The following is a 13,227-nucleotide window of genomic DNA, read 5'->3' as shown; positions in this document are numbered from 1 at the left end:
GATGGATTTGAACACCCTTTTGCAAAACCCCGCTGCCTTGATCGCCGCGGCGGCGGTGCTAGTCGTGATCGCGGCGATGGTCTTGCGCAGCGGGGCGCAGAAACGTGCTGAACGGACCGAAGCGATGATCGCGCAGTACATGGGCCAGATGGCGCAGCGGGTGGATCAACTGGCGGCGGGTCAGACGCAACTGGATGGCGGCCTACGGGCCCAGGCGCAAGCCAATGCGCAATCGCAGGGTCAAATCGCGACATTGATGGAACAGCGTCTGGGGGAGGTGCAGGTGAACCTGCATGAAAACCTTGCCAAGGTGCAGCGCGGGACGGGTGAAAACCTGGCCTCAATGCAGCAGAAAATGGCGGACACTTTGGCGGCGCAGCAACTGCAGATGCAGGAAAATCTGGCGAATATGCAAATGCGCACCAACCGCTCGCTGACTGATCTGCATGAGAAATTGAACACCTCGCTGGCGGGCAACGCGAAGCAGACGGCCACCTCGCTGACGCAGTTGCAGGAACGGCTGGCGACCATCGATAAGGCGCAGGAAAACATTACCAAGCTGTCGGGCGATGTACTGTCACTGCAGGATATCTTGTCGAACAAACAGACGCGTGGGGCGTTCGGGGAAATCCAGCTGAATGATATCGTCGGTAAGGCGCTGCCGCGCGACAGCTACACGCTGCAACATACGCTGACGAATGGCAAACGCGCTGACTGTCTGATCCATTTGCCAAACCCACCCGGCCCCATCGTGATCGACAGCAAATTCCCGCTGGAAGCCTATGAGGCGATGCTGTCTTCGCAGACTGAGGCAGAGCTGAAGGCAGGCATTCAGCAGTTCAAAACCTCTGTCCGTAAGCATATCAAAGACATTTCTGACCGTTATATCATCGAAGGCGAAACCGCCGATGGTGCGCTGATGTTCCTGCCGTCCGAGGCGATTTACGCCGAGTTGCACTCCAAATTCTCGGACCTCGTGCGGGAAGGATTCGAGCGTCGTGTTTGGATCGTCTCGCCGACGACTTGCATGGCGACGTTGAATACCATGCGGGCGATTCTGAAGGATGCGCGGATGCGCGAACAGGCAGGTGAGATTCGCAAAGCACTGCGCAATCTGCACCGCGATGTGGAAATTGTTGGCGAACGTGCGGGCAAGTTGGAAACCCATTTGCGACAGGCAGGCGATGATGTGGCAGGCATTCTGACCGCAGCCACCCGCGCCAATAAACGTGCGCACAAGCTGGATAATTTCGATTTCGAAGAACTGGCGCCTGAACCGGAACCCGAGGTGCAGCGCGACCTGTTGGAAACGGACAAGTCCTAAGGCAAATATCGACACCTTTCGCGACTTGCCCCAGATCAAAGTCCGCGCGTGGCCGGAAGGGCAGGATGAGAGCAGAGATAGCGCGAAAGGAATCGAAACCATGCTGACCACCTCTGTTCAAAAGGTTGCCAATATCATCCTGATGGCCCGCGAATTGGGGCGGGCCGAGGGTGAGCTGCGCGCCTTTATCGACCGCATGACCGAAGAAGAGCAGGCCGATATGGTCGCTCTAATGTGGATCGGTCGCGGCAGTTTTGAACCCGAAGAATGGGATGAGGCCCGCGACACTGCCGTTGCGGAGGCAACGACGCCCACTGCCGACTACCTGATTGGCACGCCGCATCTGTCGGACCACCTGGAAAACGGGTTGGAGGCCTTGGGCCTGTCTGCAGCGGATGAAGAGGATGAGCTAATCCGCGGCGGCTGACCCCAACCACCGAAACGAAACAAAAACGCCCCGCTGACCGCTCAGCGGGGCGTTTTATATACGGGTGCGTATGGTCTGACCCTTAGTGGGTCACAACCTCGATGTGCTGGGCCAGTTCACCGACCGTGTCCAGCCAGTCACTGACCAGATCCGCTTGTGCAGGTGCTGCAGAAACACCGGCGGCGATGCGTTCGTCCAGCACCGCCTCGATCGCCATTGCAACGGGGCTCGACACCAGACGCGCCATGGCAGATCCGCGTTCATCGCCCCATGCGTCCATTGTGTAGGTCTTGTGCCAGACGGTTTCACCGTCCCGTTCTGCCTTCAGCGCGACGCACATGATCACGCGGTCCGGCTCACCCTCATCATAGGCGTTGTCGGCCCAGAACTGATCGGACATTTCTTTCAGGCGGGCATCGCCTTCGGGACCTGTCAGCGTTTCGATTTCTTTGAACACATCAGCCCAGGCTTCGGCCCAGCCGTTCAGGCGCAGGGTGCCGCGCACGAATTGTTTGACGTTCCAATCTGCCTCGAACCCGTACTCTTGCATAAAGGGCAGTGAGTCGCGGTTCGGATAGACTTCAAAGGCCTCAGCAGTGGGCAGCGGTGCGGTGTAGCTCGACAGCGCATCCCACGGACGCTGGGCAACAAATTCCTTGCCGTCCAGAATGGATTTCGACGGGGATCGCAGCGCTTTCAGCACACCCAGCGGCGACCAGCTGAATTTGTAGCGGAAGGGGTTTTCGTGTTTCGGCACGCCACCGCAGTAAGAGATGAAGGACAGCTCGTTGCCCGCATCAAAGGCGTCGGCCGATTTGTAATCCGCCATCAGCGCGTGGGCCATCAGGTGATCGATGCCGGGGTCCAGCCCGACCTCATTCACAAAACACAGCCCCTTGTCTTTCGCCGCCGCATCCAGCGCGCGCATTTCCGGCGCGATGTAGGAGGAGGATACGAAATGCGCGCCCTTACTCAGGCACAGTTCTGCCAGCGGGACGTGTTGATCTGCCGGCAGCATAGAGACGACGACATCGCCTGCCTGCATTGCACCTGCCACTGCCTCCATCGAGAAGGGGCGGATGTCCTTGGCCAGATCGCCCACGGCCTCTTCGGCCTTGGCGACGGTTCGGTTCCATACGGTGACGTCTTGTCCTGCTTCCAGCAGGCGACGCAGGCCGGGGATGGCCGACAGGCCGGTGCCACACCAGTGAATAGTCATGTTCTTCCTCCTAAATTTCAGACCTTAGCGACGTGTTCACGGTACGTCGCGTCGGCACGGCCCCATACGCCAGCGTCCAGATCGCCAAGGGTCAGCAGCGACGGCAGCAGCTGTGCGGCGTAATCTTCGGAACTTTCTGCGGGCAGCATAGAGGGCAGGTTATCAATCGCCATCACATCCATCACCGGATCGTTGGCCACGCGTAGGGCTGGTTGGGCCCATGTGGTGGCGCGATCATAAACGGGGATCGGGTTGTAATCACTGTCAGGGTCACAGGCGACATCACCGATCGCGGTCAGTTTGCGATCGGCATTCAGTGCCTCCGCTGGGACAAAGACCGGTGTACCGGGGCGTGCAAAGATGCAATTCAGGAACAGATCGTGATCTAGAATTTCAGGAAAGGGGCCGCCGCTGGCGGTTTCGGCCATGTCCCATTTGGTCACGGCAATGCCCATTGCTTCACACAGGTCGGCAGCGCCGGTACCGACGCGACCCAGCGCACCGATGACGATGGCGGTGGGGCGGGGTTTGCCCGTCGCCTCTACCTCCGCCAGCAATTCGGCGTTTAGGGTATCCTTGTCCTTGTAAACACCAACCTCGGGGCAGGTTTCGCCGCGTTGCTGAGCAGCCCATGTTTTCAGGGTGACAGCAGCGCCCGCGTAGCCAGCCCAGTAGCCGAAGGCTGCGACGCGGCGGCCGGTTTCATCGACCAGATATTCCAGATCATAGAGCGTGCCACCGCCCGCCTTGAACCGTTCCAAGAGCGCCTTGCCAGAATGCTGGCCCTTGTAGGCGTGGCCAAACATGATGTGTTTGTGTGGCAGCGGCGTGCCATCTTCGGGCAGTTCCTTGAGACCAAAGATAATTGCATCTCGCGGGGCATCGGGCCAGCTGTTTTCCGGTGCAATTTCTGCCCCCGCCGCGATGTAGCCGTCAATCGGCAGGGCGCGGGTTTTACTGTCTTCGACCGTTACACGGATGCCCGCCGCGATCAGTGCCTTGACGCCTGCGGGCGTCAGGCCAACGCGGTCCTCGTTCAGGCGCTGTTCCGCGCGAACCCAGAGATGTGTCATGTGCTTACCCCTCCTGTGCGCGTTTCGCGCTTCTTGGTTTTCGGTTGTTATAGGTGCGTTTGTGCATGGTGCCGCTCTCGATCCTCGAGATGTGGCACGGTGTTGAACTGAGTCATCATTAGATCGCCGCCAACGCTATGCAGGCGGTGCATTGAACTGTTCATGATTGCCAGCGCCAGACGGGAAAACCCTTGAGTGTCCAGATCCAGTACCCCGCGCAGCGCCATTGCGATCAACCCGCCGGAGGTCACGACAATGGCTGCGCCACGCCCCTGAGAGATTTCTTCGATCACCGATTGGGTGCGGGTCTGGAAGGTTTGATAGCTCTCTGGCGGATTGTCGATCTCACTGGCGCGCCATTTGTTCATCAGCATCGGCAAGTAGGTCACAAACTCCTCCCGCTCCTGCGGGATGGGGACGTTCTGTTGCTGCTGCAGCAGATTGGCGAGGGTGAAAAACTCCATCTCGTTGAGGCGTTCGTCGAGCATAAGCGCCTCAGCCTCGCACAGGGCCATACCAGCAGCGGTTTGGCGGTGGCGGGTCAGGGTGCCGCTATAGAACCGTTCGTAATGTTCGCCGGTGTTACGGATGTGCTGGCCCAGCCAGGCGGCCTGCTGCTGCCCCAGATCGCTGAGCGAGTCATAGTTTGCCTCATCACGGGCGCCGGTGTTGGCCTGTCCGTGACGCACGAGTGTGATGTTGGACATATGATCCCTATCGCATTTGCACATCGCTGTTCGTCATGTGGGTAGGCAATGGGAACCCATGACGCAATGGGTTTGCCGCAAAATCGGGGCCGAAACCTGAGGATTGCGCGGACTACGGTACGGATGCGGTGAATCAGGAGGTGTCTGCGCGCAGGTAGCCGCGCCGGATTGCGGAACGGCGGGCCTTATCTGCGGCCTCTGACGCGTGGCGCAGGTTGCCGAAGATGTCGATCTTTGATGTGCCCTTGCTGCCCGAAACGCCCCATTCTCGCAGGACGGATACCTCCTCGAAGAGGTTCATTGCGATTTCAACCCGGTAAAACCGTGGCCGGAAGTTTCGATCAGAGGGGCGATAGAGCAGACAGCTGGTCATGCCCTGATTCTAGGCAGGCGATTCGCAGCGTGCAAGTGTTTGTGACGGAGCGCGTGCTGCGGCAAACCCTAGCGCCAGCTCACATCGCCGAGGAAGATATAGCCCGCACCGTAGATCGTCTTGATCAGGCGTGGGTTTTTCGGATCTTCCTTCAGTTTGGTGCGCAGGCGCGATATGCGCACGTCCATCGCGCGATCAAAGCTTTCGCCTGCCGCACCGCCAAGGATTTCCTGCATCACCGCCCGCGATACCAGTCGCTTTGGCCGTTCCAGAAACAGCCGCAGCACCTGACCTTCGGCGTGTGACATGGGGGTCCGGTCACCAGTTTCGTCCTCCAGAAGGTAACTGTCGAAATGTGCGGTCCAGCCGTTGAATATCGCGGTGTTTGCAGATTGGGGTTGTGGTTGGCCACGGCGTAGGCGGGCGCGGACGCGGGCGACCACCTCTGTCGGGTCAAAGGGTTTGATAATGTAGTCATCTGCGCCCAGTTCTAATCCGGTGATCCGGTCCTGCACCTGCGCCCGCCCTGAAATGATGATCACCGTCGCACCTTGCTCCAGTGCCAGACGATGCACCAGTGTCAGCCCGTCCTTATCCGGCAATGACAGGTCCACGAGACAGACATCTGGCGTCGCTGACTGCAGCGCCGCCTCAAATTCGGTTGCACGTCCGAAGGACATGGTGCGAAACCCTGCCTCTTCCAGCGCGTCGGACAGCATCGCGCGGATGGCGGGTTCATCATCCAGAATGGTGACAAGAGGTGCAGAGGGATCGGCGGTCATCGGATATTCGGGTCCTGTTGCAGGAAGGAAGTGAGTTGCGATTGCGTAAACGGTTTGCGTAGCACTGGCCCACCCTGCGCTGCCGTATGGTAGAGCGGGTCATCGGGCGGGCGCGAGGTCATCATATGCATTGGTGGCGCATCCGGCCCCAGACTGTCGCGTAGGTCAAGACCGGTCTTTTCCCCGACCAGCGAGATGTCTGATAGTATCCGCGCAATCCCTGGCACCCCGTCAATGAGCGCGCGTGCTTCGTCATAAGAGGCCGCTTCGATGACGGTATTGCCCATATCGGTCAGCATCGGGCGCAGCACTTCGCGGATGTCGCTGCTGTCCTCAACCAGCAGAACCAGCCCGGGTTTTAGCGCGGCAGGGGCACGGCGCATTGGCAGGCGCAGGGTGATGCGGGCGCCCTTTTCGCCATTGGCGATACGCAACCGGCCACCGGCCAGTTTCGCCATATCATAGACCATCGACAGGCCAAGGCCCGAACCCTCGCCGCCCTTGGTGGTATAAAACGGCTCCATCGCACGCTCTAACGCGGTGTCAGAAAAACCAGGGCCTGTGTCCTCGACTATGAACTCTGCCCAGAGGTGCTGAACCGGGGCGACGGTCAGGGAAATTTCGCCCGATGTGCCGCAGGCATCGCGGGCGTTGAGGATCAGGTTCAGCAGTGAGTCTTGCAACATGCCGGTGTCCAGCATCAGCATTTTATCATGCAACAGGTTCGAAATGTGCAGCGTGAATCCCTCGGGCAGAGCAGGGGTGGCGAGGATTTTCATATCATCCAGCAACAGGGCAATATCGGCGGGCACCGGATGCCATTCCCGCGCGCCGGTGATGTCAGCAATCCGGTTGAGGAGTGATCCACCGCGATGGGCGGCGGACAGCGTGGCGGTCACCTGTTTCTGTGCTGGTTCCGGCAGCTCCATACGCTGCAGTCTGGATTGGCTACCAAGGATAATGGTCAGCAGATTGGAAAAATCATGCGCCATGCCGCTGGCCAGTTGTGCGGCCAATTCACGCCGCCGCGTTTGTTGCAGTGCGGTGCGCGCCTGTGCTTCGCGGGTGATGTCCATCGACAGGATATAAACCCCGCCGTGCTGGTCTTGCGCAACGCCGGTGCTGTCTGGTTCCTGCGCCAGATCCTCCGCCGGGGTGAAGGACACGCGGATGCGACGCGAACTGCTTTCGATAAAAAACTCAAAGACCGATGCTTCGCCTGCAAAAGCTTTGTCCAGATGTGGGGCAATTTCGCTGTAGATCTCTTCCCCCAATGCCTCTTGGATATCCAGACCGGTGATGTCCGAGGGTCGCCCCGGCATTACGTTAGACAGTTTGCGGTTGGAAAACGTATAGCGTCTGTTGCGGTCCACATGGGCAATGTGGGCGGGGATCATTTCGGTCGTCTGGCGGGTGCGCGCCTCTGTCTCGGCCAGTTGGCGCTGGGCCTCTTCCAGCGCGTTAATCGTTGCTTCCAATTGGCGGTTGGTGGCGGCCAGCTCCTCAGCGTAGCCCAGAACCTTGTCTGACAGCGCCTCTGATCTTGTGCGCAGCAGTGCTTCCTGCCGCTTGGTGCGGGTGATGTCAGTATAAACGGCGACCCAGCCGCCTTCGGGCAGGGGCGACCCCTCCACTGCGATCCAGCGCCCGTTTGATCGTTCGCGTTCTACATAGTGCGGAGTAAAGGCACGGGCCTGATCGACGCGGAACGTGATCGCCTCTTCGACGTTGTCCACCTCGCCGTATTCACCACGTTCCACCAGAAACCGAATCGTCTCTTCAAAGTGGACACCAGGTCGGCTGTAGGCCTCCGGTATGTCGAACATTTCGCGAAAACGCTGATTGCACAACACCATTTTTAGCTGATCATCAAAGATCGACAGCCCTTGCTGAATCAGGTTCAGCCCGGCGCTAGTCATTGATGCTGTGTCATTTTTTCCCAAAGCCACACGGCCCTCCTGTCTCTTGGCTAACATTCTGGCGAGGTTGTGGAAAGCACCAGCGTGGTTGCTGTTACAATTTGTTAGGATTTGGAAATGATCAGGAAAAAGTTGCTGGCATAACTTGTCAGCGCACCCTCGGTTGAGGGATTTCGCGGTGGGAGGACGCCGCGCGCTCGACGAAAACGGGCATTTGGGAGGAACAGAATTGGCACAGTCGTCACAGGCGACGGATGGACTGCAGTCCATTCCGGCGCTGTTGCATCGCAACGCCACAGAGATGGCGGATCGCCCCGCATATCGCGAGAAAGAGTTCGGGATCTGGCAGAGCTGGACCTGGCGTCAAGCGCAACGCGAGATCAACAATCTCGCACGGGGCCTTTTGAACATTGGTGTGAATGAGGGCGATTTTATCGCCATTATCGGGCGCAACCGCCCATACATGTATTGGTCGATGGTCGCGGCGCAGTCCGTAGGGGCCATTCCGGTGCCCCTCTATCAGGATGCGGCGGCCGAAGAGATGGCCTATGTGCTGGATCACTGCGGCGCCCGTTTCGTGATCGCCGAAGATCAGGAACAGGTTGATAAGGTCATCGAAATTCAGGATGACCTGCATCAGTTTGAACATATGATCTACCTAGATCCGCGCGGCATGCGGAAATACGATCATACCCAGCTACACGAGTTCAGCCACATTCAGGAACAGGGCTTTGCCGCCCGCGATGAGCTAACGCCTGAACTGGAACGTCGCCGGTCGAAACTGACCTACGATTCCACTTGTGTCATGCTTTATACTTCGGGCACCACCGGCAAACCCAAAGGTGTGGTTCTGTCGAACCGCAACGTGATCGAGACGGCGAAAAACTCGTCTGAGTTTGATAAGCTGCGTCCCGACGAGGAAATCCTGGCCTACCTGCCGATGGCATGGGTGGGTGATTTCATCTTCTCCGTTGGTCAGGCTTATTGGTGTGGGTTCTGCGTGAACTGCCCTGAAAGTGCGGAAACTCTGACAGTGGACTTGCGCGAAATCGGGCCGACCTATTACTTTGCTCCGCCGCGCGTGTTTGAAACCGAGTTGACCAATGTGATGATCCGTATGGAGGATGCCGGCCCGCTGAAGCGCAAGATGTTCCACCACTTTATGGATCACGCGAAAAAAGTTGGCGGCGATATTCTGGACGGTAACTCCGTCAGCTTTGGCGATCGACTGAAATACGCGCTGGGCGATCTGTTGGTTTACGGCCCGCTGAAAAACACTCTCGGCTTCAGTCGGGTACGTGTTGGCTACACCGCGGGCGAGGCTATCGGGCCGGAGATCTTCTCGTTCTACCGTTCTCTGGGGATCAACCTGAAACAGCTCTACGGTCAGACAGAGGCGACCGTGTTCATCACCGCTCAGCCTGATGGGCAGGTGCGTGCGGACACCGTTGGTGTGCCTTCACCTGGTGTTGAGCTTAAGATCGATGACAACGGTGAAGTGCATTACCGCAGCCCCGGTGTATTCGAGTACTATTACAAGAACGAAGAAAGCACCAAAGGCACCAAAACCGACGATGGTTGGGTGGCCACCGGAGACGCGGGTTTCTTGGAAAAAGACAGTGGTCATCTGCGGATCATCGACCGTGCGAAGGACGTTGGCAAAATGGCCGACGGCAGCATGTTCGCGCCCAAGTTCGTGGAAAACAAGCTGAAGTTCTTCCCCAATGTGCTGGAGGCCGTGTTGTTCGGCAATGGTCGTGACCGCTGCATGGCGTTCATCAACATTGACCTGACCGCGGTTGGCAATTGGGCCGAACGCAACAACATCGCCTATTCTTCTTATCAGGAACTGGCGGGTCACCCAAAGGTGCTGGAAACCATCAAAGAGCACGTTGAAGAGGTGAACCGTTCGGTGGCAGAGGATGAGATGCTGTCTGGTTGTCAGATCCACCGCTTCCTTGTTCTGCACAAGGAACTGGATGCGGATGACGGCGAAATGACTCGTACCCGCAAGGTGCGCCGTCGGATTGTCGAAGAGAAGTTCGATGATCTGATTGCCGGTCTCTATGACGGGAAGAGTGACATCCACACCACCACCGAAGTGACCTATGAGGACGGCCGCAAAGGGTCGATCAGTGCGCATCTGACACTGATGGACGCCGCTGTTGTTCCAGTGAGCAGTGCAAAGGTGGCAGCAGAATGAGCGTTACGATGGAAGAAGGCTACATCACTGAGGATGGCCGCAAAATCGGCGGCACCTTGATGGAGATGAAGAACATCACGCTGCGCTTTGGCGGTGTGAAGGCAATCACCGACATCAGTTTTGACATCAAGGAAGGCGAAATTCGCGCCATCATCGGCCCGAACGGTGCTGGCAAATCCTCGATGTTGAACGTGATCTCTGGGTTCTATGTCCCGCAGGAGGGCGAGGTGTGGTACAAAGGCGCTAAGCGCCCGCCGATGAAACCTTACCAGGTGGCCCAGCAGGGCATTGCACGGACCTTCCAGAATATCGCGCTGTTTGAAGGCATGTCTGTGCTGGATAACGTGATGACCGGCCGCCTCAACTATATGAAAACAAACATGTTCCAGCAGGCGATCTGGAAAGGTAAGGCCGAAAAAGAAGAGGTCGAAAACCGTGAGTTCGTGGAGAAAGTTATCGACTTCCTCGAAATCCAATCGATCCGCAAAACGCCGGTTGCACGTCTGCCCTACGGTTTGAAGAAGCGTGTGGAACTGGCCCGCGCCTTGGCGGCGGCCCCGCATCTGTTGCTGCTGGATGAACCAATGGCTGGCATGAACGTCGAAGAGAAAGAGGACATGAGCCGCTTCATCCTCGACGTGAATGACGAATTTGGCACCACCATCGCTCTGATCGAACATGATATGGGCGTTGTGATGGACTTGAGCGACCGTGTGGTTGTGATGGATTACGGCAAAAAGATCGGGGACGGCACCCCCGATGAGGTGCGCAACAATCAGGACGTTATCGACGCCTATCTGGGGGTGAGCCATGACTGATCTGATCGCACGCAAAACTAATCTGGTTAAGGGGGCGTAACTGATGCCTGAACAGCTTCTCTTTGGGGCAGAGGTATTCCTGAACGGCCTGATGGCAGGCGTTCTATATGCCCTCGTCGCGCTGGGGTTTGTCTTGATCTACAAGGCCTCCGGCATCTTCAACTACGCTCAGGGCGTGATGGCGCTGTTTGCAGCGCTTACGCTGGTGGGGATCATGGATGGGCAAATTCCGTTTGCCCACCTGATCAACGCGGTTCTTGGCACTGAAATTCACCACTTCGGCTTCCATGTGAACGCCTTCTTCGCGATCATTCTGACGATGATTGTGATGATCGGCCTTGCCTGGTGTGTGCAGCGTTTCGTGTTCCGTCATCTGGTGGGGCAGGAACCGATTATCCTGTTCATGGCAACCATCGGTCTGGCCTATTTCATGGAAGGCATGGGTGACATCATGTGGGGCAGCGACATCAAGAAACTGGATGTTGGCCTGCCGCAGGGTGGTAGCTTCTGGATCGAAGAAAACACCCAGTGGCTGGGCTTTGGCAACGACCGTTTCTACGGCTTCTTCCTGGATAAGCTGGACATCGTGGCCACTGGTATCGCGATTATTCTGGTGGCCGCACTGGTGCTGTTCAGCCAGTACACCAAACAGGGCCGCGCCATGCGAGCTGTTGCTGACGATCACCAGGCGGCGCTGTCGGTTGGTATCTCGCTGAACTTCATCTGGGTGATGGTTTGGTCAGTTGCGGGTTTCGTAGCACTGGTCGCGGGCATCATGTGGGGCGCCAAATCGGGCGTGCAGTTCTCACTGTCGCTGATCGCGCTGAAGGCGTTGCCGGTTCTGATGTTGGGCGGCTTCACCTCAATCCCCGGCGCGATCGTGGGCGGTCTGATTATCGGTGTGGGTGAGAAGATGTTTGAATTCATCATCGGCCCATTGGTTGGCGGCGCAACCGAAAACTGGTTTGCCTATGCGCTGGCGCTGGTCTTTCTGGTATTCCGCCCGCAGGGTCTGTTCGGCGAAAAAATCATCGAGAGGGTCTGATGCAGAAACTTATCGCGATCCTCACAGTGGTGTCTTGGTCGGGTTTCTGGTCCTTCGGCTACATCGCCTTGACGGCGACAAACCTGACCGATCTGCAGATCCTCACCGCCACCAGCCTGGCTGGACTGGGCTTCTTGACTGGGGTTGGGGCCTATCTGGGCCTGACCAAAGGACAAACCATCAACAATACCGCGCTGCGATTTCAGCATGCGCAACAGGAAGGGTAAGGGACCATGTTTTATCGTGAAGCGGGTGACTTCAAGACCACCTATACCGATGACAACCAGACCTTCCCGATTAAGTTTGATCGGTACCGGTACTATGCTGTCTTGTTCTTTGCCTTCCTGATCGTTCCTTTTGTCATCAATGACTACTGGGTGAACGCGGTCTTCATGCCGTTCCTGATCTACGCGATTGCCGCGATCGGTCTGAACATTCTGGTTGGCTATTGTGGCCAGGTGTCGCTGGGCACCGGCGGGTTTATGGCAGTGGGCGCCTATGCAGTTTACAAACTGATGACCGGCTTCCCTGAGGTCAGTATTTTCATCCATATCCTGCTGGCAGGTGGGGTGACGGCAATGGTTGGTGTGGCCTTCGGCCTGCCCTCCCTGCGCATCAAAGGCTTCTACCTTGCAGTGGCGACACTGGCGGCACAGTTCTTTCTTGTATGGCTGTTTAACAAGGTGCCGTGGTTCTACAACTACTCGGCCTCTGGCCAAATCTCGGCACCGGAACGCACCGTGCTTGGCATCGCCGTGACTGGCCCCAACACCAGCGCATGGGCAACATATTTGTTCTGCCTTGTCTTTGTGACGATCTGCGCGATCATTGCCCGCAACCTGACGCGCGGCACCACAGGACGTAAATGGATGGCCATCCGTGATATGGACATCGCGGCAGAAATCATCGGTGTGGACCCGTTGAAATCGAAACTGTCGGCCTTTGCGGTCAGCTCTTTCTTCATCGGTGTGTCTGGTGCGCTGTTCTTCTCGGTATATCTTGGCGCGGTTGAAGTCGGCGAAGCCTTCGGCATCAACAAATCGTTCCTGGTTCTGTTTATGATCATTATCGGCGGCCTTGGCTCTATCTTCGGTTCGTTTGCGGGCGCAGCGTTTCTGGTGCTGCTGCCGGTACTGCTGAAGAACGTGCTGGTGGGCATGCTGGGGTGGCCAACTGATCTGGCGGCACATCTGGAATTCATGATTGTCGGTGCGCTGATTATCATCTTCCTGATCGCCGAACCGCATGGTCTGGCGCAGCTGTGGCGTGTCGCCAAAGAGAAACTACGGCTGTGGCCCTTCCCGCACTAAGCGTGGGGCCATATCCACCGCCGGACG

13 protein-coding genes are annotated in these 13,227 nt (G+C 57.7%); 7 read left to right on the top strand and 6 right to left on the bottom strand.

All coding sequences use genetic code 11. The annotated features are described in order from the left end of the window. Nucleotide 1 precedes the first annotated feature (1 nt). Nucleotides 2-1,324, top strand: a complete 1,323-nt coding sequence (locus MHM86_RS15000) for a DNA recombination protein RmuC (RefSeq protein WP_370644188.1) — start codon at nucleotides 2-4, stop codon at nucleotides 1,322-1,324. A gap of 100 nt (nucleotides 1,325-1,424) precedes the next feature. Next, a complete protein-coding gene (locus MHM86_RS14995) occupies nucleotides 1,425-1,751 on the top strand; it encodes a DUF3775 domain-containing protein (RefSeq protein ID WP_239200958.1) in 327 nt (108 codons plus the stop codon). Nucleotides 1,752-1,833: 82 nt separating this feature from the next. On the opposite strand, the gene MHM86_RS14990 is transcribed toward MHM86_RS14995, so the two are convergent. The 6 genes from MHM86_RS14990 to MHM86_RS14965 all read right to left on the bottom strand — a co-directional run bounded on the left by MHM86_RS14990 (nucleotide 1,834) and on the right by MHM86_RS14965 (nucleotide 7,824). Then, nucleotides 1,834-2,970, bottom strand: a complete 1,137-nt coding sequence (locus tag MHM86_RS14990) for a saccharopine dehydrogenase C-terminal domain-containing protein (protein ID WP_239200957.1) — start codon at nucleotides 2,968-2,970, stop codon at nucleotides 1,834-1,836. Nucleotides 2,971-2,987: 17 nt separating this feature from the next. Continuing rightward, a complete protein-coding gene (locus MHM86_RS14985; RefSeq protein ID WP_239200956.1) occupies nucleotides 2,988-4,043 on the bottom strand; it encodes a saccharopine dehydrogenase in 1,056 nt (351 codons plus the stop codon). A gap of 47 nt (nucleotides 4,044-4,090) precedes the next feature. Then, nucleotides 4,091-4,750 (bottom strand): histidine phosphatase family protein, encoded by a 660-nt coding sequence (locus tag MHM86_RS14980; RefSeq protein WP_239200955.1) that lies wholly within the window; start codon nucleotides 4,748-4,750, stop codon nucleotides 4,091-4,093. A gap of 133 nt (nucleotides 4,751-4,883) precedes the next feature. Next, entirely contained in the window at nucleotides 4,884-5,123 is a 240-nt protein-coding gene (locus MHM86_RS14975; RefSeq protein WP_239200954.1) for a WGR domain-containing protein, read from the bottom strand. 68 nt (nucleotides 5,124-5,191) lie between these two features. Further along, complete coding sequence (locus MHM86_RS14970) at nucleotides 5,192-5,905, bottom strand: response regulator transcription factor (RefSeq protein WP_239200953.1); 714 nt, start codon at nucleotides 5,903-5,905, stop codon at nucleotides 5,192-5,194. Beyond that, entirely contained in the window at nucleotides 5,902-7,824 is a 1,923-nt protein-coding gene (locus MHM86_RS14965; RefSeq protein WP_239200952.1) for a PAS-domain containing protein, read from the bottom strand. Before MHM86_RS14965 ends, MHM86_RS14970 begins: the two co-directional genes overlap by 4 nt. A 229-nt stretch (nucleotides 7,825-8,053) precedes the next feature. On the opposite strand from MHM86_RS14965, the gene MHM86_RS14960 reads away from it, so the two are divergent. Genes MHM86_RS14960 through MHM86_RS14940 form a run of 5 tightly spaced genes read left to right on the top strand, consistent with a single transcriptional unit; the run spans nucleotide 8,054 to nucleotide 13,200 of the window. Then, complete coding sequence (locus MHM86_RS14960; protein ID WP_255723252.1) at nucleotides 8,054-10,027, top strand: AMP-binding protein; 1,974 nt, start codon at nucleotides 8,054-8,056, stop codon at nucleotides 10,025-10,027. Between the two features lie 8 nt (nucleotides 10,028-10,035). Beyond that, nucleotides 10,036-10,845, top strand: coding sequence for an ABC transporter ATP-binding protein (locus tag MHM86_RS14955; RefSeq protein WP_239201115.1), 810 nt, complete (start codon nucleotides 10,036-10,038; stop codon nucleotides 10,843-10,845). Nucleotides 10,846-10,888: 43 nt separating this feature from the next. Further along, on the top strand, nucleotides 10,889-11,890 hold the full coding sequence (locus tag MHM86_RS14950) for a branched-chain amino acid ABC transporter permease (protein ID WP_239200950.1): 1,002 nt from the start codon (nucleotides 10,889-10,891) through the stop codon (nucleotides 11,888-11,890). Continuing rightward, nucleotides 11,890-12,117 carry a hypothetical protein gene (locus MHM86_RS14945; RefSeq protein WP_239200941.1) on the top strand — a complete coding sequence of 76 codons (228 nt, stop codon included), beginning with the start codon at nucleotides 11,890-11,892 and terminating at the stop codon, nucleotides 12,115-12,117. The genes MHM86_RS14950 and MHM86_RS14945 overlap by 1 nt, the downstream gene beginning before the upstream one ends. A gap of 6 nt (nucleotides 12,118-12,123) precedes the next feature. Further along, nucleotides 12,124-13,200 carry a branched-chain amino acid ABC transporter permease gene (locus tag MHM86_RS14940; RefSeq protein WP_239200939.1) on the top strand — a complete coding sequence of 359 codons (1,077 nt, stop codon included), beginning with the start codon at nucleotides 12,124-12,126 and terminating at the stop codon, nucleotides 13,198-13,200. Nucleotides 13,201-13,227 lie beyond the last annotated feature (27 nt).

This window comes from Thalassobius sp. Cn5-15 (assembly GCF_022347685.1).
Classification (GTDB): domain Bacteria; phylum Pseudomonadota; class Alphaproteobacteria; order Rhodobacterales; family Rhodobacteraceae; genus Thalassobius.
The sequence above is the reverse complement of the archived record's forward strand: the minus strand, read 5'-3'. Positions and strand labels throughout refer to the sequence as shown.